The sequence below is a fragment of the uncultured Shewanella sp. genome, from assembly GCF_947491715.1.
Taxonomy (GTDB): Bacteria; Pseudomonadota; Gammaproteobacteria; order Enterobacterales; family Shewanellaceae; genus Shewanella.
The window spans coordinates 19,717-41,685 of sequence record NZ_CANLKR010000028.1 but is presented as its reverse complement, the minus strand read 5'-3'; the positions used below and the strand labels follow the sequence as shown (position 1 = coordinate 41,685).

Below are 21,969 nucleotides of genomic sequence, written 5' to 3'. Positions count from 1 at the left end.
ATGCGCCGAAAACTTAAAATAGCCGTTATTGTCGATGAAGCCACCACATTAGGCTTGTCATTTGACGCACAATTGATTCATTTAACCCCAAGAAACTGGTTATGGAATATCAATCGCTATAAACCCGATTTTTTACTCGTTGAATCAGCTTGGAGAGGACACCATAATCGCTGGCGCAGAAAAATCGTTGATTTAGATATTAATATTCATGATAAATCTCTGGAAAAATTAGTCTCATATTGTAAAAAAAGATCAATTCCAACCGTATTTTGGAATAAAGAAGATCCAATACACTTTGATCGCTTTTCACACACGGCACAATTATTTGAGTACATCTATACAACAGATATTCATTGTATTCCCCACTATTTATCGCTGAACGCAAATTTTAAACATATTGATGTACTCATGTTTGCCGCTCAACCCCAAATACATCATTCAAGAAAAGCACAAAAAAGATTAGCCAATCTCGCTTTTTTAGGTGGATATTATGGAAATGAACTAAAAAGTCGAAGTGAAGAACAAAAAAAAATACTAAGCGAGATTGAAGATCAAAACCTGATTATCTTTGATCGATTTTGGCAAAACGAAACACCCTGCAGCTTTCCATTGGCCTTTAGAAAATATTGCCAACCTGGGATCCCAGCTAAAGACATTCATAACTTATATAAGCAATATCATTTATATCTGAATTTCAACACCGTTCAATCATCCAAAACCATGTTATCGAGACGAGTATTTGAATTAGCGGCATGCGCAAGTCCAATGTTAAGTAGCCCCTCAGTCGCTATTGACGCTATTTTTGGGTCATATATTCCTCAAATTCACGATGCAAAATTAGCATCAGTAATTTGCAATGAGTACCTAAAGGATCATGAACTTCGCCATCAAGATGCCATCAATATTCAACAAATTGTGCTCGACAGTCACACTTGGCAACACAGATTGGACCAAATAATAAAAACACTGGCCTAAGTCACCATAAGGATAAAAAATGACAATCATTAATAATAAAAAACGGATTTTAATTGTTTTCGGCACTCGCCCTGAAGCAATAAAAATGGCGCCTATTGTTACAGCCTTTAAAAAAAGACCAGATGTTGATATTAAAGTTTGTGTGACTGGACAACATAGAGAAATGCTCGATCAAGTATTAGCATTATTTAAAATCATACCCGATTATGATTTAAATATTATGAAACCGGGCCAAGATCTAACCGATATAACAACTGCTATTTTACAAGGCCTTAAACCTATTTTTAATGCCTTTGAACCTACTCGGATCCTCGTTCATGGTGATACGGCAACCTCTTTTGCTGCAACGCTATCCGCTTATTATCATAAAGTGGCTGTCGGGCACGTAGAAGCAGGATTACGCACGGGTAACATTTATTCACCGTGGCCGGAAGAAGGCATGCGCATGCTGACCGGTAGTATTGCAGATCAACATTATACGCCAACGGTGAGTTCACTTAAAAACTTGATTTTAGAAAATACAGCACCTGAAAGCATTTTCGTCACTGGCAATTCTGTCATCGATGCACTCATTGAAGTGAATAAACGTATCGATAATGATAGCCAAATGCAAAAGACACTCGCCAATCAATTTCCCTTCTTAAAACAAGATAAAAAGCTCATTCTCGTCACTGGTCATAGACGAGAAAATCACGGTGAAGGATTTGAACGTATCTGCAAAGCATTAGCCACACTTGCTAAGCGAAATGATGTACAAATTGTGTATCCTGTACACCTTAATCCCAATGTTCAAGAGCCCGTCAAGCGAAATTTATCCGCTCTTGATAATGTCTTTTTAATTGCCCCTCAAGATTATCTGCCTTTTATTTATCTTATGAAACAAAGCCACATCATATTGACCGACTCTGGCGGTATACAAGAAGAAGCGCCTACTTTAGGTATTCCAGTGCTGTGTATGCGTGACACCACAGAGCGCCCAGCAGCAGTCAAAGCGGGTACAGTGAGACTCGTTGGCACTTGCGATAAAACCATTATATATGAAACCAATCGATTATTAGACGATGAACTCGCATATCAAGTCATGAGCCATGCAAGTAACCCTTATGGTGATGGCAACACCAGCCAACGTATTGTCAACGCAGTATTAGATTCAAATAATGCCCTTAGTTTGCAAATTGATATGTCAATGTCAGCAGCCTAGCCATCATGGGCAATAAATTCTGTTTATTAAGTAAAAACCTCTCCTTTTAAAAATATCTCTAAATAAAGAGTCGAAAATGAAATTTAACTCCCTCTCAGTCATTGGTTTAGGTTACATCGGTTTACCCACAGCGGCTGTCATTGCCAGTAACAAAATCCGTGTAAAAGGCGTCGATATTAATCAAGATGCAGTGAATACCATTAATCAAGGAAAAATCCACATTGTTGAACCTGGGCTTGAAGCCATCGTTAAACAAGCGGTAAAAGAAGGATACTTAACGGCGCATACAGAAACACAAGCCGCCGATGCTTTTCTTATTGCCGTCCCCACGCCTTTTATTGGCGACGAACATCAACCTGACTTAAAGTACATTCAAGCTGCCGCTAATGCGATCGCTCCGTTGCTCGTTAAGGGAAACTTAGTGGTACTAGAATCCACTTCCCCTGTTGGCGCCACCGAAAAAATGGCCGATTGGCTGCAAGCCGCTAGACCGGATTTAAGTTTTCCACACACAGTAAAGCAAGGCGAAACTCCTGATATACTCATCGCCCACTGCCCCGAGCGAGTTCTGCCCGGTCAAGTCATTCGTGAGTTAGTTGAAAATGATCGCATCATAGGTGGCATGGATAACACCAGTACCGAAGCTGCTACAGCGGTATATAAGATGTTTGTTCATAAAGGTCACTGCATCGCCACTAATGCGCGTACAGCTGAAATGGCCAAGCTCACCGAAAATGCCAGTCGAGATGTACAAATCGCTTTCGCAAACGAATTATCCATGATCTGCGATAAACAAAATATCAATGTGTGGGAACTCATTGAACTGGCAAATTTACACCCTAGAGTGAATATTCTGCAGCCCGGTGCTGGCGTCGGCGGCCATTGTATCGCGGTTGATCCTTGGTTTATTGTTAATCAAAACCCCACTGATGCCAAAATCATTCATCAAGCACGTAAAACGAACGATCAAAAGCCCCAATGGGTCATGGAAAAAGTTGAAGCCGCCGTTGCCCATATTCAAAACCCCACTATCGCTTGCTTAGGACTCGCGTTTAAACCTGACATTGATGATTTACGTGAAAGCCCAGCACTGCACATCACCCAAGCTTTAGCCTTAAAAGGCTATGATGTGCTCGCGGTTGAACCCAATATAGACACCTTACCCGAAAAATTTAATGCTCTCGAAAATATCAAACTCGTCGATTTAGACAATGCCTTACAACAGGCTGATGTGATTGCAGTTCTTGTCAAACATAAAGCCTTTATTTGCTATCCCTTTGAGCAAACCAATGTGCTTGATTTTGTGAATGCTAGATCATTTAATGAGGTATATACTCGCCTTTAATCATTAAAAGATTTTTTATTTAAATATTATTAAAAATTCATGTAGCAGTTTTAAAGTCACCTTGAAAACTATATAACCCCAACATAAATGTGAATGTGATTAATATAAACTTTAAATTACCGGTAAATATAAATGCTATCTTTAAACAAATTAAAAGCTCATTTCAAACTAAGAATAAATAAAACAACAAGAATAAAAATCAGCTCTAAAAAAACAACCCCATTGCCTAAAGTACATTTACTCGATAGTAATGATAGAAAATTACTCACATTCAAAAAAAATGAATGTGAGTATCTGAGTCGATATAAGCTTGAAATGGAGGAAATTTACCCAGTTGGATGCGATATATTTATTTTTACATCTGACTTTAAACAACAAGGTGTTTTTAATGGCTATTACATTTATGACCAAATTAGTAGCGACCATAAGCTTACCTCAATTCTTTTGAAAATAAAAAAAGAAAACAATCTATTTCTAGTAAAAGATGAAAACATACACTTTTCAAGTGATATATCTGATGTATTTGACCATACAATAACAAAAAATGAATATATTGAAATAAAGAAAGAGTTCAAAAAGACAAACAATAAGTACATAGGAAAAGAAATCATTATTTCCCCTAAGTCTAACATAAAAAATGAACTAGACAATTTAAATAAAAGCATAAACTTACTATATATAGACACATCTATTGATACTGCTAGACTAGAAGCAGAAATAAACAAAATAAAAAGACATAAATATCTTATTTATTTTAAAAATTCTGGATATGAAAAAGAAATGGATTCATTAAACTTGGAGTGGACATAATGAGTATTATTATTTTTGCCGATGTTAACTTTAATATCATTGATGGTTCATCTGTTTGGTTACAATCAATTTCAAATGTAGTTTCAAGATCTGGAAAAAAAGTATTCCTAGTCACGAGGCATGAGTTATCATCAGATAATAAGTTAGCAGATGGACTTGATAACACTATTACCTTAATTGATCCATCAAGCAATCAATATTTAGGTAATGAATATAAAGATTCTTTATCCCCCTATGGATTACTAAAGATTATAAAAATTATTTCTGATAGTAATTGTATCAGCAGTATTATCATAAGAGGAAATCGATTTCTTTCTTATATATTGGAACAATCTGATTACCCTGTCACACCTTATATTATTAATCTAAATAATGATTATCAAATAATTGATAAAATGATAGATGCTAACCATAGAGTTAATTATATTTTTGTTCAAACAGAGCGCACCCGATGTTTAATTGAACATAAATATGTTGAATTTTCTGGTAAAGTTGAAATTTTACCCCCTATGGTACCCGAACACCAAGCTAAAATAACAAAAAAAAGGCAAATTATCTATACAGGAAAAGCAGATAAAAATTATTTAGTTGAAGAATATATAGATCAAAATATAAAATTAGAAAAAATTTACATTGGAGATAAATTCAACCATAACAAAGAAGATAAATTTTTTGTTAAGAGAATTAAAGATAAGCTTACTACAAAAAACATCAAATGGCTCGGAGGAATGAAAAGAAAAGAAGCCATTAAACACGTTGCTCAATCTACTTTTTCTTACAACTTCAGAAGTTATAAGTTTAATTATATCAATGAAATATCAACAAAATTATTAGAATCTATGAATGTTGGGACATTACCAATATTAAATAAAACAAATGCTACTGTACGTTTGCTAGGAGCAGATTACCCCTATTATATTGAAAAAATTGATGATATTGAAAACGTAATAAATCTTAATAGAGAAAAAGAAAAATATTGGGCAAAAAAAGTAAAAGACATTGCAAAAAAATACACTTTCAAATCAATATCTGAAAAAATTTATGATATATTTGATTTTAACCAAGAACTAAAAAATAAAAAAATACTCATAGCTTCACATGATATAAAATTTATTGATCAATTTCGAAAAGAAATAATAAAGTCCGGCGCTCAAGTTAAAGTAGATTTATGGAAATATACAAAAAAGGGTGATCTACAACAGTCAAAAAAATTGCTAGATTGGGCAGATATTATTTGGGCAGAATGGTGTGTAGGACCTGCTGAATGGTACTCAATACATAAAAAAAAGCACCAAAAAATGTTTGTACGCTTACATAGATTTGAATTAAATACTGATTTCCCCTCCAAAATAATTAAAAAAAATATTAACAAATACATTACTGTAAGCCATGAAATCAAAGAGCAATGCATACGAGAATTCGGCTGGGAAAAAGAAAAAATATGCGTATTTCCACAATATGTTAATTGTAGAAATTTTGATAGAGATAAAATATCTGGTCATGAATTTAATTTAGGATTAGTTGGAATTGTTCCCACCAGCATAAAACGATTTGATCGCGCCATTCAAATTATGGAAAAATTAATTGAAATAGATAATAGGTATCGATTATATATTCGTTCAAAAATGCCTTGGGAATTTGATTTCATCTGGTCCGATCCAAATGAAAAAATAAAATTTAAAAATATTTTTGATAAAATCAATAATAACCCTATTTTACGAGATGCTATCTATTTTGATGAACCTGGGCCCGATATGGCAAATTGGTTTAAAAAAATTAATGTAGTTTTATCAACCAGTACGGTCGAAGGTTGTCATACAGCTATTGCAGAAGGACTTGCTTCAGGATGTAATGCTATTTTATTTCCATGGAAAGGAGCTAAATCAGTCTATTCAGGTTATCCCGTTGTTGATAATATTGATGATGCTGTAAAAGCTATTTTAGATCTTAAAACACAACCTAATAATCACAAATATTATGCTAAACAAAACTTTGATATTGGATTACTAAAAAAATTCTTTATAAAAGAGGTTGTAAATGAAATATAGTAATATTCATAATTATTCTTATGTACAACCTTTAGAAAAAGGTTTTTATACGATAGAAGGACAAACTATACTTTTTTCAGATAAAATGTGGGAAGATTTAAGTAAAGTTAACGTTAACGATCTCTGGTTGACATCCCTGATTTATCTTTCTAAAGACTTTGAATCAAATGATATAGATCAAGCTTATAAAGTTTACATATCTTGGAGGAAACGCTATTCTACACCTAAAATACGTTCAAAAGATCCTGAGTCTTATTGTTGGAATGAAATAAGTGTAACAGCAAGACTATTTGTTTTATCATTTCTTTATTTGAAGAAACAAAAAAAGGAATTACTTCAAGATATAATTAATCATCTGGAATGGTTAATAACTGAAGAAAATTATGTTGGTAAACATAATCATGGCCAATATCAAGACATAGCTATTGTAAAGTTTTTTAATGAATACGGAAGTTTTTTTAATATTATTCCTGATAAATACATAAAAATTGCTAATAAAAGGTTCACAGAAAGTATTTCTCATAGCGTCAGTAAAATGGGGGTACATTTAGAGCATTCTTCAGCTTATCATTTTACAATATTAAGATTAATTAACACCTTTCTTACTAACAATAATAATCCATCACTCTCTAGTATTAGAGATAAAATGAAATTTATCTCTAAACTTTATGTTTATCCAGATACAACTCTACCTCAACTAGGAGATACATATCGAACTAAGGGTTATCATTTCGTAAAAAAGAACCAGCTTTTTTTTGATAAAGAAGCTGGAATTATTATTTATCGCTCTTCTAAATGGGATCTTTTTTTTACTTGTTGGCACCATTCTCACACTCACAAACATTCCGATGAACTAAATTTTGAACTATCTTATAATGATAATAGAGTTTTTGTTGATTCAGGTAATTATGGGTTCAATTACAACGATAATTTTAACAAATACGCAAGAAGCCTTGCAGGTCATAATTGCCTTAAATTTAAAGACTTTGATTATAATGCAAAGAATCTAAAGCCTTATGGAAGTGGTATGTTATATGTTTTAGAAATTAATAATGGTTTAATTGGTATTGGATACAACCCACATTTATTAAAAAAAGGAATTTTACACGTAAGAATAATTGAAATAACTGAAAGAAGTTTTTTTGTATCTGATTATATTAACCACAACTATAATAACATATTAATGACAGAAACAAATTTCCACCTAGAAGATTCAATTAAAACAAAAAAAACAATTAGAAATAAATTTATGATAACAGTCAACAAGAAAAATCTTTACATTTTTTTTGGACATGGAAGTCAAAGTATCGGACGGTATCACTTCGACAAAGAAAAAACAAAAGGTATATATTTCCCTAGCGATAATATAATTGCTGCAAACAATCAGTTTGTATTAGAAGATAAAGTAAAGCAAAAAGAATTTATCACTTCATCACTATCAGAAAGTAACAATGTCAACCATCCAACATATAATGATGGAATATATATATCAAGTGATACTGTTCACACTATAAATATTAATGATTTAATAAAAAACTTCATAAAGTAAAAAATGATAACGATAAATATTAGCCTCATTTTTAAAATTTAAATAAGGTCATTATATATTATTTCAATTATGTTGCCTTTTAAGCTGTTTGATAAATTACTGACTCAATTGACCTATGTCATCGCCACTCTGATGCAGCATAAAAAAGTATCCGCTTATAATATCATTGGAAAAAGTCATGACTGTGGCAGCAAAGAAGGTTATATGTTAGCCAATTTAGAGTATGGCTTAATGCATTCTGATACAAAAAATGCTCTAAATCAATTTATCAATAATTACGCTAATAAATCAGTAAATTTAGTAGCATAACTATTAACTTTCTAATATTACAATAATTAGGAAAATGGATTAAATTCTTACCAGATTAAGTCATTTCTAATTCTCCAACTACTATGCAACTCTCTTTTATTATTCCTTATGCGATGCGTTCGTTTGATAAACAACACCAGCGGCTCTTGTCGCTGGTACATACCTTATTGTTGCTACCTGATTGTGAGGTGGTTGTTTATGACATGAGCGTTAATAAACAAACAGATTTAGAGGGCCGCCCTGATGTTACCTACACTCATGAACCTTTGAATCGACAAGCACATGGTGTTTTTTCACCCGCTTATGCCAGAAACCAAGCGGTGAGACGTTCAAAAGGTGAATACTTGTTTTTTATGGATGTGGACTTAACCGCAGACTTCACTTTTTTACAAAGCCTCACTGCTAAAGCAAATAACCTTAAAAAAATAAGCAGTAAAGCCTTTGACATGTTCCCTTGCTTTTATTTAACGCAAAATGCCAGCCTCAATCAGAACACTAACAATCTGAGCCCTAGCGATTATTTATTGAGTTATATGCAAGGTGAAAATTCAATCATTGAAGGTATCGCACTGGCATCGAGCTGCTTACTCGTTAATAAAACGTGGTTTAATCGATTAGGCGGATTTGATGAATCCTTTGTTGGTCATGGAGGGGAAGATCTTTATTTCATTTGCCAATTGGCATGGCATTTTCCATGCGCACCTTTGCCAACTGATTTTAAAAAAAATATAAAAGCACTACATCCAGGGGATTATAAAGGATTTCGACGGTATCTAAGTTTGTATGCGCTAGAACACCTATTTAAACAGCATTTTTTCGTACATCTTTGGCATCCAAGGCCACTCACTCAACATTATTATCGTAGACGAAAGTATAATGACGTATACTTAATAAAAAAAATTCAAGACTTGCTCATTAATCAGCCCGAACCGTTGAATAATATACATGCAGGTTTTGTTAACAAGGATTTTAGAATTGAGCACCAATACCTTGATTGGTTGATAGAAAAACAACAAGAGTATCACTGGGCTTACCCTAAATATAATGGATTATTTTGCTGGCAACAGCATGCTGTTATTAAGCGGCCCTTGTGGCGGAAAATACGTAAGCTTTATATTAATCCTAAGTTATTCACTAGAGATTTCTTTAGCAAAATACAAAAACAATAATAAAAGTAGATGAACAAGATGCAGTACAAAATTGTCATTCCGGCTCGGTTCGCGTCGACGCGATTACCGGGTAAACCTTTGATGAACATCGCTGGGCGACCCATGATCTGGCATACCTACCAACGGGCGCTAGAAACCTTAATTGGTAATAAAAACATTGTTATCGCCACGGATCATGCTGAAACAGCCCAAATTGCAACGGACTTTGGTGCCAATGTGGTCATGACATCTAGCGAGCATGAGTCTGGCACTTCACGGCTTGCTGAGGTCGCAAGACGTTCCAATTGGGATGAAGACACCATAGTGGTTAATTTGCAAGGTGATGAGCCACTGCTCGCGCCAGATTTAATTGAATTAACGGCAAAAACTTTAGCGGATAATCCACATGCAGGTATTTCAACCTTAGGCTGTCAAATTAAAGAGCAAGCTGACTTACTCAACCCCAATTGTGTGAAAGTTGTTTGTGACAGAAATGGTAAAGCCATTTACTTTTCACGTTCAGCCATCCCTTTTGCCAGAGATGGTTTTGAACAGGCCCATTTTGATACCCCTCGTAACCCGTGGCAACGCCACATTGGCATGTATGCCTATCGTGTATCGGCTTTGTACCAATATCAAGCTTGGCCTAGCTCGGTTCTGGAAGAGCTCGAAAAGTTAGAGCAACTCAGAGCCATTTTTAATGATGTTCACATTCAAGTGGCCCTCATTGATAAAGCGCCAAGACATGGCGTCGATACCTTTGATGATTTAGAAAAAGTGCGTCACATCATTGCCCAAGGCTCTGCTGAACAAACACAGCTACAAAAACAAAATTCGGCAAATAGTCATTATTTTTAAATGACCGCAGTCACTTTATGATGTTTTTTATATATACCCGTGCAGATCCACATTGCACGGGTATTTTTTCAGATTTAAACCCTATAACCCCGTGATACTTGAAGATGCATTCAAATAAGTGCTTATCTGTTCAATCACGCGATTGAGCTTATTCTCACTCATTTGCTGCCCTGAAGTATTTCCCCAGATAGGTTTAGGCCAAATCGCATCATTGTAAAAACGCGCCACATGATGCACATGCAACTGCGGCACGACATTGCCTATTGCGGCCACATTCATTTTATCGGCATTAAATTCAATTTTTAGCATTTCACTGATCAAAGATGACTCTTGCAATAACTGCCTTTGATCTTCTAGCGTTAATTGAAAAATTTCTGTTTTATTTTCAACCCGTGGAACCAAAATAAGCCAAGGACCTATGTCTTCTTTACTGAGCAAAACATCACACAAAGGCAAACTAATAATTTTCACGGTTTCTTTTTCAAGCTGCTTATCTAATTCAAAGGCCATAACCATCACACTAATAAATTCTTTAAAGCTGTAACCTACTCTAAAGAAAAAAATAACTCAATAACAGTTATACCCAAACCACTTGAAGATGCAGGATTCAGCTGGAATTAAAACATTTTTAGGCAAGGTATTGAGTTTCTGGCTTAGTCATTCTAAGTTGATACTCAATAACGCAGTATAAAAGTGTTTTAAACCAGCCCGTTGGGAGTCCGTAAAAACGCTAACTTCTGCGTTGCATGATCTCACAAGGCAATAAGCATTCTTTCACTAATGCGCCTTGAATTAAGCCCTTTTACGGGCTCTGAAAACATGCACTTTCAAGTGATTTGGGTATATACCCATGATATTTTTATCTGGTTGACACAGTTACAGAATTATTGCATGTTCGACACACAAAGTTGCACACACTTTAATCAAGTCGCCCTTCATCAACTCAGTACCTTTAATATCAGTTAAAGACGCGACAACACCACTTTTAGTAGCCGATTTTATGACTTTATATACAACATCCGCAGGTATTTTAGCGAGAAAGGCCAATATTAAAGCCTGTCTAAACCAAGATATCCAACGACTTTCTAAACATAATCATCATCAATTGTTACCTGGATCTGACGCCCTCGTCGGCTGGGGTGTCAAACCCAACGCGTTAAAACTCAAAGCCCTTGCAAACACGCTCTCTTGCCCTTTTATCCATCTGGAAGATGGCTTTATTGGCTATGCGGGCCACCCCAATACTCAAGGGCAAGCCGTGTCTATGATAGCCGATAAAATCGGTATTTATTATGATGCCCGTCAACCTTCCACCCTTGAGCAATTGATCAATACCCCTTGTAATGAAGCGACGTTAGTTCGCGCTAAAAAGCTAGCGACAAGCCTCGTTGAACTTGGGATCACTAAATATAATTGTTATCCCGAATTCAATGCTCAACATACATTGCCTTCATCGTTAATCAAGGCATTACAAAATCAAGACATGGTGTTGATTGTTGATCAAGTCAGTGGCGATCAATCTATTGAAGGGGCGTTGGCGTGTCCAGCTGATTTCCATCGTATGCTTGAAAAAGCCCACCAGCGTTACCCCAATAGTAAACTGGTCATACGGACACATCCAGATACGCGTTTAGGCCGAAAATCAGGGATTTTAGCTAAAACCGTAGCACAATCATTGCCTGCACATTTAAAAAATCACGTCATTTTAGAAAGTCATCCATGCCATCCTCACGCCCTTATTCGCCATGCTCAAGCGGTATTTACCGTCTCGTCGCAAATGGGATTTGAGGCCTTATTATTGGGCAAAAGTGTCCACTGTTTTGGTATGCCCTTTTATGCTGGTTGGGGACTCACTGAAGATGATAAACAGTGTGACAGAAGACGCTCTGTTTCACTCAATCAATTAATCGCCGCCAGCTTAATTCAATACCCTTTGTACTTTGATCCTATTACCCTTACCCCTTCAACCCCCGAAAATGCCATCAACTTAATCGCCCAACAAAATAAGACAGAAATGCGCTACGACACCCTCTATTTATTAGGGTTTTCATTTTGGAAGCGAGCTTTTATTCTGGAATTTTGTCAAAAACTGGCCAAACGCATAAAATTCATTCGTAAAGTCCCAAAGCGATTAAACACACATGACAAAATTGTGGTTTGGGGCAACAAATACCCTGAACTCACTCAAGCCATTCGCATTGAAGATGGCTTTATTCGCTCCAGTGGATTGGGCTCAAATTTAGCCAGACCGTCGTCACTCATCATCGATCCCTTAGGCATGTATTTTAACGCGCAAGTCAATAACAGCTTAAGAGAAAAACTCAATCATATTGACATTAATGACGACATGTATCACAGAGGACAAAAGTTAATTCAATTACTGGTTGATAATGATATTAATAAATATAACCTCATTGGACAAAAAACATTAGCAATAAAAGATCACAATATACCAGCGCGTACCCAGCAAGTTCGTTTACTCGTTGTAGGGCAAGTGGATGGCGATGCATCTATTGTCACAGGGAGCCTGCAGATCACCAGTAATGAAGCCTTATTATGGGTTGTTCGAAAGGATAACCCCGATGCATTTATCATATACAAGCCTCATCCTGATGTGGTTGCAGGCAATCGAGAAGGACAATTATCTCACTCCTGCTTAGAAACTTGCGTCGATGCATACATTACCGACATCGCGTTAACGCAGCTTTATCCTCATATTGATGCGTTACACACTATGACGTCATTAAGTGGTTTTGAAGCCTTACTCAGAAACGTCACCGTGGTGACTTGGGGTCAACCTTTTTATTCTGGCTGGGGACTCACTGAAGATAAATACCCTGCAAATGATAGACAGCGCACACTTAGCTTACCCATCTTAGTGTATATTTGTGTCGCTTTATACCCAACCTATATTGACTGGGAAACACGGCTGCGGATCACCCCCGAGCAATTGATAGCCAAAATGGCTAACAACAAAGTGAATATAAAAAGCCAGCAATCTTATTGGCAACGTTGGCGGCTTAAACTGATTTATCTAGCTGAAACACTAAAAGCTTATTAAATATCAATGATATTACCTAGAGCGTAAAGCCCTCATTACTCGAACATAGGATGTTATGAAAATTTTGTTGTTACAAGGCCCTTTGGGGTCATTTTTCCAGACCTTGGGAAATCAACTGATCCAGCAACAACATCAAGTGTATAAGATTGATTTTAATGGCGGCGATCAATCTTGGCCCATTGATGGCCATAATCAAGCCTTTGCCGGGCATACACACCAATGGTCTACCTACCTTACACATCACTTGACTTTATGGTCCATTGACGCCGTTATTTGTTTTGGAGATTGTCGCTTTTACCACAAGCAAGCGGCTCGCATCTGCCAGCAACTTAACCTCACCTTTTGGGTATTAGAAGAAGGATACATCAGGCCCGACTTTATTACTTTAGAGCAACAAGGTGTCAATGCATTCAGCCCTCTTTTACCGACGATTCAACAGCTCAGCGAACAAACTACTCCCCTTGCTGATAGCTGTGAGGAAAATAATATCACCATAGGGAAAACTTTCTCAAAACGAGCCTATTTTGCTTCACGTTATCATATTCTACGTACTCTTAAAGCCAAGCAATTTAGCCACTACCACAATCATCGCCCCTGGAATGTGTACCAAGAAGCCTTCAGTTGGGTCAAAGGTGGCGCGATAAAACTCTTACGTAAAGGTCCTGATAAACAATTAATGCAAGGTTTACGTCAAACATCGGCCAAATTGTTTTTTGTCCCTTTACAGGTGAGTGAAGATTTTCAAATTAGGCAGCATTCCAATCTCTGCAGCGTCACCGATATGATCAACCGTGTCATGCGCTCATTTAGCCAACATGCTCCACATAATAGTCAACTCATCTTTAAACACCATCCCATGGACAGAGGGTTTGTCAGCTATCAGCAACACATCAACACGCTCATCGAAAAATATCAACTACACGCCCGTGTTCACTATGCCTATGAATTGCCTTTACCACCACTCTATCCGCTATTAACGGGCGTTATCACCATCAATAGTACAGTTGGGCTATCAGCACTACACCATAGTGTGCCGACCTGCTGTTTAGGTAGAGCGCTTTACAACCTAAAAGGACTAACCCATCAGTTAGGGCTTGACAGCTTTTGGACACAACCAAGTCCAGTATCTGAACACTTATATCAAGGTTTACATTTCGTATTGCGCCATCATACTCAACTCAATGGCAGTTTTTTTAAACACCAAGTAACGACTGCAAACAAAATTATCGAACACATTCAAGCCCATCATTCACAAGCCTTTCAAACTCCAACAAACCTCGCCTTTTATTCTTCCGCTAAGCTTGCCTAAATGAGTAATACCTCTTACATAAAAACACAATCAACTGACACAGTGTATTTAAATACATTTTAAATTAGTCATTTTTCATTCACGCCAGGAAAAATATAACCAGTAATAAAGGCCTATAAAATTTATTTCTTATAGGCCTTTTTATTACGCCATTATAATTAGCCATAAATAACAAATACAAAAAAACAAAAACAAAAACAAAAACAAAAAACCAATGAAAAACAAAAATAGACTTTATCAATACAAGTTGATATGTTTTTATAAAAAATAATGGTACCGTTACATATAAATGCAACAATTATAATTTACCATCAACTTATGAATAATATGATGATGAGTTGTACACAAATAAAAATAGATAAATATGATATTTATGGTTAGTAGAAATAAGTATTACCTTTAGTTATCTATGTAGTCTAATGAATGATAACCACACTGACAAAGGCGTTAATAGACCGACTAAAACAAGGTATCGTTCATATTAAATTTAATCCAAACAATTATTAGCAGCATTCTAGAAGCTGAAATCTAGTGCGGTAGCTATTATCTAAAAAAACTAAAATGATATTTTTCGCTATGCCAGATTGATAAAATAAGACAATTGGACTAAGCCTTTTCAATAAACTTCCAATAAAAAAGTCGACAATACATCACAAAACCTACATTCCATTTTCATATTAAAAGATAACACTCCTTATATATTCAAATAAAAGGCTTAAATATTCCAGTAAAAAACACAATAATCAATTAAAGCATTTTCAATAACACCAATAATAGTATTACTACTATATTATTAATACCAGCATTTGAAGCATTGGCATATTAATACTAGCCCATATTTTACAATTGACATTTTAAACCATTTCCATTCACACATAGAGTAGTAAAAGAATCATAAAAGTTTAGAACATAAATATTAAAAGTGAGAGAAATTAGAAAAATAAATTCATGCCAAATTCAATCATTCTTTAGGGGGAAATCATGCAAGACATCGTCCAAGTTGAAACCATCTCAGTCATAGGCTTAGGTTATATAGGCTTACCCACAGCGGCTGTGATTGCCAGTAATAACATACGTGTTAAAGGTATCGACGTTAATCAAGATGCAGTGAATACCATTAATCAAGGAAAAATCCACATTGTTGAACCTGGGCTTGAAACTGTCGTCAAACAAGCAGTCAACGAAGGATACTTAACGGCTCATACAGAAACACAAGCCGCTGACGCCTTTTTAATTGCCGTGCCCACTCCCTTTATTGGCGATGAACACCAACCCGATTTAAGTTATATCCAAACGGCCGCTAATGCGCTCGCCCCGTTGCTCGTTAAGGGAAACTTAGTGGTACTAGAATCCACTTCCCCTGTTGGCGCGACTGAAAAAATGGCCGACTGGCTGCAAGCCGCTAGACCCGATTTAAGCTTTCCTCATACCCTAAAGGCAGGCGAAACCCCTGACATTCTTATTGCCCACTGCCCCGAACGTGTATTACCCGGTCAAGTACTGCGCGAATTAGTTGAAAATGATCGCATCATAGGAGGAATGGACAAGGCCAGTACCCATGCTGCCATCGCTCTTTATCAGCAGTTTGTTCATAAAGGTCATTGCATCGCCACTAATGCCCGTACTGCCGAAATGGCCAAACTCACCGAAAATGCCAGCCGCGATGCGCAAATAGCCTTCGCCAATGAACTCTCAATTATTTGTGATAAACAAAATATTAATGTATGGGAACTCATTGAGCTGGCAAATTTACACCCTAGAGTGAATATTCTGCAGCCCGGTGCTGGTGTGGGTGGTCATTGTATTGCCGTCGATCCTTGGTTTATTGTTAATCAAAATCCAATGGATGCAAAACTCATACACCAAGCACGAAAAACCAATGAAGGTAAGCCTCAATGGATTATCAATAAAATCGAAGCGGCCTGCCACCAGTTAAAGTTAAAAGGGGTCGACAAACCTATCATTGCTTGCCTAGGACTGTCTTTTAAACCTGATATCGATGATTTACGTGAAAGTCCAGCACTGAACATCACCCAAGCATTAGCGTTAAAAGGCTATGATGTGCTCGCCGTTGAGCCTCATATTCAAGCCTTGCCTGAAAAGTTCAATACTCTCGAAAACATTCAACTCACCAGTCTTGATACCGCCATCAAACAGGCCGATGTCATTGCCATTCTTGTTAAACACAAAGCCTTTATTCGATATCCTTTTAAGCAAGACAATGTGCTCAATTTTGTCAATGCTTGAACTCAGCTAAACCCAATAAGAATCTAAACCATAAACATAAATTAAACAGATGGTTATAATAATATGAGACAAAGTCAACTTAAAGGTACAGCAACCATAAAATATCCATTTCCTAAAAAAGAAATAAATTCGCCACCCAAAATTGGCCTGTATAGTAAAAACTATTGAATTCCCAACAGACACAATGGGTTATAGTTTAACTATTACTTAAAAAGTCATTTAAGCCCACTATTTCCTGTTAATCATTATGCCTAAAACAATAAACAACAGTATCTATTACAGCAAAACCAACAGGATTTAACTTATTAACCTTAGCAATATCACTGTAATCGTAAATAATAAGTGGGCTTTGATTCATTTTAAACGTTAATTTATTTTATTGGGAAATAAAGAATAATGTTATTTAGTAGCCAGTTTGAATTAAATGCAGGAAGCTATTGCGTACACGTGAAGTTTGACAGTCATGAAGAAAAAGAAAAAGCCCTAGTATTAAAATATTCAGGGTATGACAACATCCATGGTTTTGTATCAAATAATCGACTAAGGTTGTCAAAACAATACGGCGCATTTGATTATATTACGACTAAACAAGGTAGCTCTTTTTACTCCGCACTTCTAAAAGTAGATGAGCATGCAGTACTCGGATTATCTGTATCTGAGTGGAAAGGCAGCGGTAATATTCAATCCATTGATGTCATACCATTAACCAATGCCTCTTCTATTAATGCACATGCAAAGAAGAAAGCCAATATTTCTGAGCGATTACAGTTAGAAAATAAAGATCTTGAGTTACAAAATTTAAAACTATTAAATGCAATGAACAACCTCAAGTCAACGCTATCATATCAGTTAGGCAACTATTTAGTGACCACCCCAAAAAAGCCACTGAATATGCTTAGAATGCCCTTTAAAATTGCAAAAATATACCGACGCTTTAAGTCTATAAAACTAAAAGAAGTCGAAGGTCACAACGAATGGTTTGATATTGACATGTTACCTTCAAAAACATACCCACTTAAGAACAAAAAAGAACTGCAAATAGACATTGATATTCGAGTGGGTATAGGTGAAAAACAAAAAGCAGCTTTAATTCAATTTCAATTTAATTCCATTTCAGCTGATCCAGCCACAGCCAAGCAACTCGGTATGTCATATTCTGAAAAAGTTGGGCTTTATAAATATTTAAATACTGAGAATGACTCATTAAATTCAATTAAAATTCGTACTCCTGACTCTGCCTCAGAAGTAAAAGTTTCAACTTTATCTTGGTACCCCAATGGAAAAATTAGGGCGAGATTAATAGATAATCATCAAAATCAAGAATCAATAACGATTCATACAAGTATTAAAACATTATCGCAGGAACTCGCCGCTGCAGAAGATTGGAAACAAAAAGCAAAGTCTTTAGATTGCGATGATAACACTAAGGCTGCGGCTTTATATGAATACGCCTCTGATTTAACACGCAGTCAAAAACTAGCGGTACTTAATTTTACTATCGAACATTATCCTTGTTCAGTATTGCTTGCTAAAAATATGCGTCAGTTAACCGATTTGGGAGACTTCAATCTACTGAATAAGGCCCTAACTCACATCACAGCAAGTGATAAGATAACCTATAAAAAACAGGTCAACTCAGCAATCGGCTATTTAAACTTGAAGAAACGTCTTCCCATTATTCCCACACTGTTAACTTCACATACCGATGAACAAAATCGCCACTCGCCAGTTGCATTTGTATTGCATTGTTCGTTACCGTTTCACAGTAATGGTTACGCAACTCGCTCCCATGAATTAATCAAAGCAATATCAAAAAAAGAAAAAGTAACCGTTTACACTCGTCCAGGTTATCCCTGTGATGTACTTCAAGATGAAATTGAATTCGCATCCAAAGCAGTCGATGGTATCAAATATAAAAACATAGGTGGTGCCGATTATTATGATGATCCCCTAGACGAATACATCAAAAAATCATCTGAAGTATTGATATCAGAGTTTATCAAAGACCGACCTCAAACCGTAGTCGCCGCATCTTCTTTCTATAATGCACTACCAGCTTTAATTGCGGCAAGATCTCTTGGGATCCCTTTCGTTTATGAAGTGCGAGGCTTATGGGAGATCACACGAGCTTCAGCCATTCCAGAATGGAAAAATAGTGACCGCTTTAAATTAGAATCTCAACTAGAAGCTTATGTCGCTAAACATGCTGATTCAGTCATCACTATCACCGAAGGATTAAAAAGAGAGCTCATTGAGAGAGGGGTAAATAAGTCAAGAATTTCAATTGTCCCAAATGCGATTAACCAAGAAAAATTCAACTTTACTCAGCAAAAAGAAAAGAAAAAAATCGTCATAGGGTATGTTGGCTCTATTGTGGAATATGAAGGGCTAGATGATTTAATTTTTGCTTTAGAAAACATAGATAAAATGGGTAAAGACTTTGAACTGGTTATCGCTGGTGATGGGCCATACCTAGCACAGCTAACGAATATTGTGAAAAACTCCACCATTGGCACTAAGGTGCGTTTATTAGGAAGGATCCCCCATGAAGAGGTCAATCAACTTTTAAAAACGATCGATATCACCCCCTTTCCTCGTAAAAGTATAGAGGTTTGCGAATTAGTTTCTCCACTCAAACCCTTTGAATCTATGTTATCGGGTAAAGTCATCCTCGCAAGCAATGTTAACGCATTAAAAGAAATAATAAATGGAGATAATGGTTTACTCTTTGAAAAAGGCTCGATTAAAGACCTTACCACTCAATTAAATAAGCTAATGAGTTCAGTGGATTTACGTAAATCCTTGTCTGAAAATGCACGTGATTGGGTATTAAAAAATAGACTTTGGTCAGTTGTCACGGAGCAGTATTCAAGTGTGCTCCAAAACCCCCATAGGAATATGACACAAGAAAAAAGCACAAATAAAGAACTAAAAATCCTCATCTATGGTGATGTTGATATTAACTACACCGACGGTTCCTCTATATGGGCAGTCTCTATTGTGGATGTATTCTCTCAATGTAAGCAAACAAAAGTCGATTTTTTACTCAAATCCGATAATCTCAATTCTCTCGTGCTGCAACAAATTAACCAAATAGAGAAAGATATTAAAATCATTCAGCCGTCTCAGCACGGAATAAAGGGGAGACTCTCTGCAACCAAGGCAATCGATCTCATTTGTGAATTGATGCAAAAAAATGACTACGATGCGGTGGTATTAAGAGGCTCAGAAATCAATAAGCTTGCCTTGGGATATCCCGAATTCGCCGGAATTACATGGGTATACCCAGTTGAGATATTTCAAAAAGCATTCAATGAAGTCACTTTAGAAGACAGAGCTATCCTTCACAATGCAGCCAAAATTCTTTGCCAATCTGAATTTATTAAAACTGATCTAATTACTCAATTTAATGTGGACAAAAATAAGGTTATCGATCTTCCACCTATGGTCCCTGATTCCATTAACCAATATAAACAAGCGACACCAGACAAGATTCAGCGAATAGTTTATGCTGGAAAATTTGATCCATTATGGGCAACAGAAGAAATGTTAACTGCATTTCAAGGGATTCGAGAAAAAATAAAAAATGTAGAATTACATGTTTACGGTAATAAATTTAATGATAGATCAGATAATAAATTATTCACCAAAAGAGTAACCAGCCTGCTTAATAGCAAGGGCGTCATATGGCATAAAGGTGTCAGTCGAGATAGAGTGCTGAGTGAATTGCCCAAATATGATTTGGCATGGGCATGGCGCTCCCCCGAACTGGACATGAATACTAGTGAAATATCGACAAAATTTCTTGAATACTCCAGTAAAGGACTGCCTATTTTATGCGTTCCTGGTAAGGCTTACATTGCAAACTTAGGTGAGGATTACCCATTATACGTAGAAAAAGAAAGCCACCTCATCGAAAAAGTTATTGCAATGCTATCTAATAAAACATTATTAAATAAAGCATCTGAAATCACCTATCATTCATCTAATCAATACTTTTATAGCACAGTCATCAAAAAAAGTTTAACCCCCACTATTACTGACATATTAAACCAATATAAAAACAAAACCTGCCTAATTGCTGGCCATGATTTAAAGTTTGTTAGAAAGTACATCGAATTATCTAGACAGAAAGGCTATAAAGTTAACGTTGATAAATGGCTTAGTCATAATGATCATAATGAGTTAGACAGTGCGAGAAAATTAGTCCAATCCAATTCCATTTACTGTGAGTGGATGCTAGAAAATGCTGTTTGGTATTCAAAAAACAAACTCAAAAAGCAAAATTTGATAGTTCGATTTCACCGACAAGAAATTGAAACGACTTACCCTAAAGAAGTCATCATTAGCAAGGTCAATCAAGTTCACTTTATTGCTCCGCTTGTGATGAGAGACGCAAGAAAGCTTTTTTGGCGCGGTAAAGATATAGGAATATTAAGAGAAAATTATATAGATGCTGACGCATTAAATAAGCCTAAATTTACCAATGCTAAATTTACCTTAGGCATTGTGGGTATCGTCCCAAAAATGAAACGAATCGATAAAGCATTAGATCTACTAGAAGTCTTAAGAAAGAAAGATGACCGCTATATTCTTAGAATTAAAGGTAAACTCCCCAATGATTATCATTGGATGAAATCTCGAAAAGATGAAATGAACTATTTTGATAAACAATTCCAGCGTATTGAAGCCTCTGAGCACTTAAGAGGAGCCGTTTTATTTGATGGCCATGGTAATGATATGGATCACTGGTTCAGAAACATTGGCTTCTTACTCTCATTCAGTGATTTTGAAGGATGCCACTTATCAGCAATGGAAGCCATGGGCAGTGGAACGATACCCTTAATCTCTAACTGGAAAGGAGCGGATGAAATATACCCTAAAAAATATATATTTAAAGACATAAGCAGTATTTGTCACTTCTTAAAAAAGTGTAAATCAGACAATCAAATCAAACATAATATGAAATATGTCAAAGATCACTCCACTAAGTGGGCTTTAACTGCTTCCATGGCAAGTTTTGAATCCGATAATGCATTATTAGAGAAGCAATAAATTCTAATGAGCTTTAATACAAATGATTATCATGATGAAACATGGAATGCTAAA

At 36.0% G+C, this 21,969-nt stretch carries 15 protein-coding genes; 14 read left to right on the top strand and 1 reads right to left on the bottom strand.

Features of this window, described 5'->3' with window-relative positions; translation table 11 throughout:
* The 9 genes from Q0779_RS17285 (at position 1) to kdsB (ending at position 10,243) form a co-directional block, all read left to right on the top strand.
* Positions 1-975: a glycosyltransferase gene (locus tag Q0779_RS17285; RefSeq protein ID WP_298774457.1), complete on the top strand. Its 975-nt coding sequence runs from the start codon at positions 1-3 to the stop codon at positions 973-975.
* Positions 976-994: 19 nt separating this feature from the next.
* Positions 995-2,176 (top strand): non-hydrolyzing UDP-N-acetylglucosamine 2-epimerase, encoded by a 1,182-nt coding sequence (gene wecB / locus Q0779_RS17280; RefSeq protein ID WP_298774455.1) that lies wholly within the window; start codon positions 995-997, stop codon positions 2,174-2,176.
* Positions 2,177-2,252: 76 nt separating this feature from the next.
* A complete protein-coding gene (wecC, locus tag Q0779_RS17275; protein WP_298774453.1) occupies positions 2,253-3,521 on the top strand; it encodes a UDP-N-acetyl-D-mannosamine dehydrogenase in 1,269 nt (422 codons plus the stop codon).
* Between the two features lie 132 nt (positions 3,522-3,653).
* A complete protein-coding gene (locus Q0779_RS17270; RefSeq protein ID WP_298774451.1) occupies positions 3,654-4,331 on the top strand; it encodes a hypothetical protein in 678 nt (225 codons plus the stop codon).
* Positions 4,331-6,379 carry a hypothetical protein gene (locus Q0779_RS17265; RefSeq protein WP_298774449.1) on the top strand — a complete coding sequence of 683 codons (2,049 nt, stop codon included), beginning with the start codon at positions 4,331-4,333 and terminating at the stop codon, positions 6,377-6,379. The genes Q0779_RS17270 and Q0779_RS17265 overlap by 1 nt, the downstream gene beginning before the upstream one ends.
* Positions 6,369-7,928: a heparinase II/III family protein gene (locus Q0779_RS17260; RefSeq protein WP_298774448.1), complete on the top strand. Its 1,560-nt coding sequence runs from the start codon at positions 6,369-6,371 to the stop codon at positions 7,926-7,928. Before Q0779_RS17265 ends, Q0779_RS17260 begins: the two co-directional genes overlap by 11 nt.
* A 69-nt stretch (positions 7,929-7,997) precedes the next feature.
* Positions 7,998-8,237: a hypothetical protein gene (locus tag Q0779_RS17255; protein ID WP_298774446.1), complete on the top strand. Its 240-nt coding sequence runs from the start codon at positions 7,998-8,000 to the stop codon at positions 8,235-8,237.
* 203 nt (positions 8,238-8,440) lie between these two features.
* Complete coding sequence (locus tag Q0779_RS17250) at positions 8,441-9,406, top strand: glycosyltransferase (RefSeq protein WP_298774445.1); 966 nt, start codon at positions 8,441-8,443, stop codon at positions 9,404-9,406.
* An 18-nt stretch (positions 9,407-9,424) separates the two neighbouring features.
* Positions 9,425-10,243 carry a 3-deoxy-manno-octulosonate cytidylyltransferase gene (gene kdsB / locus Q0779_RS17245; RefSeq protein ID WP_298774444.1) on the top strand — a complete coding sequence of 273 codons (819 nt, stop codon included), beginning with the start codon at positions 9,425-9,427 and terminating at the stop codon, positions 10,241-10,243.
* A gap of 81 nt (positions 10,244-10,324) precedes the next feature.
* Here kdsB and Q0779_RS17240 read toward each other — a convergent pair whose 3' ends face one another.
* Positions 10,325-10,753, bottom strand: a complete 429-nt coding sequence (locus tag Q0779_RS17240; protein ID WP_298774443.1) for an HIT domain-containing protein — start codon at positions 10,751-10,753, stop codon at positions 10,325-10,327.
* 270 nt (positions 10,754-11,023) lie between these two features.
* On the opposite strand from Q0779_RS17240, the gene Q0779_RS17235 reads away from it, so the two are divergent.
* The 5 genes from Q0779_RS17235 to Q0779_RS17215 all read left to right on the top strand — a co-directional run bounded on the left by Q0779_RS17235 (position 11,024) and on the right by Q0779_RS17215 (position 21,915).
* Positions 11,024-11,209, top strand: a complete 186-nt coding sequence (locus tag Q0779_RS17235; RefSeq protein WP_298774442.1) for a hypothetical protein — start codon at positions 11,024-11,026, stop codon at positions 11,207-11,209.
* Positions 11,210-11,243: 34 nt separating this feature from the next.
* Positions 11,244-13,304 carry a capsular polysaccharide biosynthesis protein gene (locus tag Q0779_RS17230; protein ID WP_298774440.1) on the top strand — a complete coding sequence of 687 codons (2,061 nt, stop codon included), beginning with the start codon at positions 11,244-11,246 and terminating at the stop codon, positions 13,302-13,304.
* A 55-nt stretch (positions 13,305-13,359) separates the two neighbouring features.
* Positions 13,360-14,613 carry a capsular biosynthesis protein gene (locus Q0779_RS17225; RefSeq protein WP_298774438.1) on the top strand — a complete coding sequence of 418 codons (1,254 nt, stop codon included), beginning with the start codon at positions 13,360-13,362 and terminating at the stop codon, positions 14,611-14,613.
* 981 nt (positions 14,614-15,594) lie between these two features.
* Complete coding sequence (gene wecC, locus Q0779_RS17220; RefSeq protein ID WP_298774436.1) at positions 15,595-16,860, top strand: UDP-N-acetyl-D-mannosamine dehydrogenase; 1,266 nt, start codon at positions 15,595-15,597, stop codon at positions 16,858-16,860.
* Between the two features lie 396 nt (positions 16,861-17,256).
* Entirely contained in the window at positions 17,257-21,915 is a 4,659-nt protein-coding gene (locus tag Q0779_RS17215; protein ID WP_298774434.1) for a glycosyltransferase, read from the top strand.
* Positions 21,916-21,969: the final 54 nt, after the last annotated feature.

Coding starts and splice junctions, on each gene's coding strand:
- Q0779_RS17215 (WP_298774434.1), top strand. CDS start 17,257: ATGTTATTTAGTAGCCAGTTTGAATTAAATGCAGGAAGCTATTGCGTA.
- Q0779_RS17230 (WP_298774440.1), top strand. CDS start 11,244: ATGACTTTATATACAACATCCGCAGGTATTTTAGCGAGAAAGGCCAAT.
- Q0779_RS17265 (WP_298774449.1), top strand. CDS start 4,331: ATGAGTATTATTATTTTTGCCGATGTTAACTTTAATATCATTGATGGT.
- Q0779_RS17240 (WP_298774443.1), bottom strand. CDS start 10,753: ATGGCCTTTGAATTAGATAAGCAGCTTGAAAAAGAAACCGTGAAAATT.
- Q0779_RS17260 (WP_298774448.1), top strand. CDS start 6,369: ATGAAATATAGTAATATTCATAATTATTCTTATGTACAACCTTTAGAA.
- wecB (WP_298774455.1), top strand. CDS start 995: ATGACAATCATTAATAATAAAAAACGGATTTTAATTGTTTTCGGCACT.
- Q0779_RS17285 (WP_298774457.1), top strand. CDS start 1: ATGCGCCGAAAACTTAAAATAGCCGTTATTGTCGATGAAGCCACCACA.
- Q0779_RS17255 (WP_298774446.1), top strand. CDS start 7,998: ATGTTGCCTTTTAAGCTGTTTGATAAATTACTGACTCAATTGACCTAT.
- wecC (WP_298774436.1), top strand. CDS start 15,595: ATGCAAGACATCGTCCAAGTTGAAACCATCTCAGTCATAGGCTTAGGT.
- kdsB (WP_298774444.1), top strand. CDS start 9,425: ATGCAGTACAAAATTGTCATTCCGGCTCGGTTCGCGTCGACGCGATTA.
- Q0779_RS17225 (WP_298774438.1), top strand. CDS start 13,360: ATGAAAATTTTGTTGTTACAAGGCCCTTTGGGGTCATTTTTCCAGACC.
- Q0779_RS17270 (WP_298774451.1), top strand. CDS start 3,654: ATGCTATCTTTAAACAAATTAAAAGCTCATTTCAAACTAAGAATAAAT.
- Q0779_RS17235 (WP_298774442.1), top strand. CDS start 11,024: ATGCGCCTTGAATTAAGCCCTTTTACGGGCTCTGAAAACATGCACTTT.
- Q0779_RS17250 (WP_298774445.1), top strand. CDS start 8,441: ATGAGCGTTAATAAACAAACAGATTTAGAGGGCCGCCCTGATGTTACC.
- wecC (WP_298774453.1), top strand. CDS start 2,253: ATGAAATTTAACTCCCTCTCAGTCATTGGTTTAGGTTACATCGGTTTA.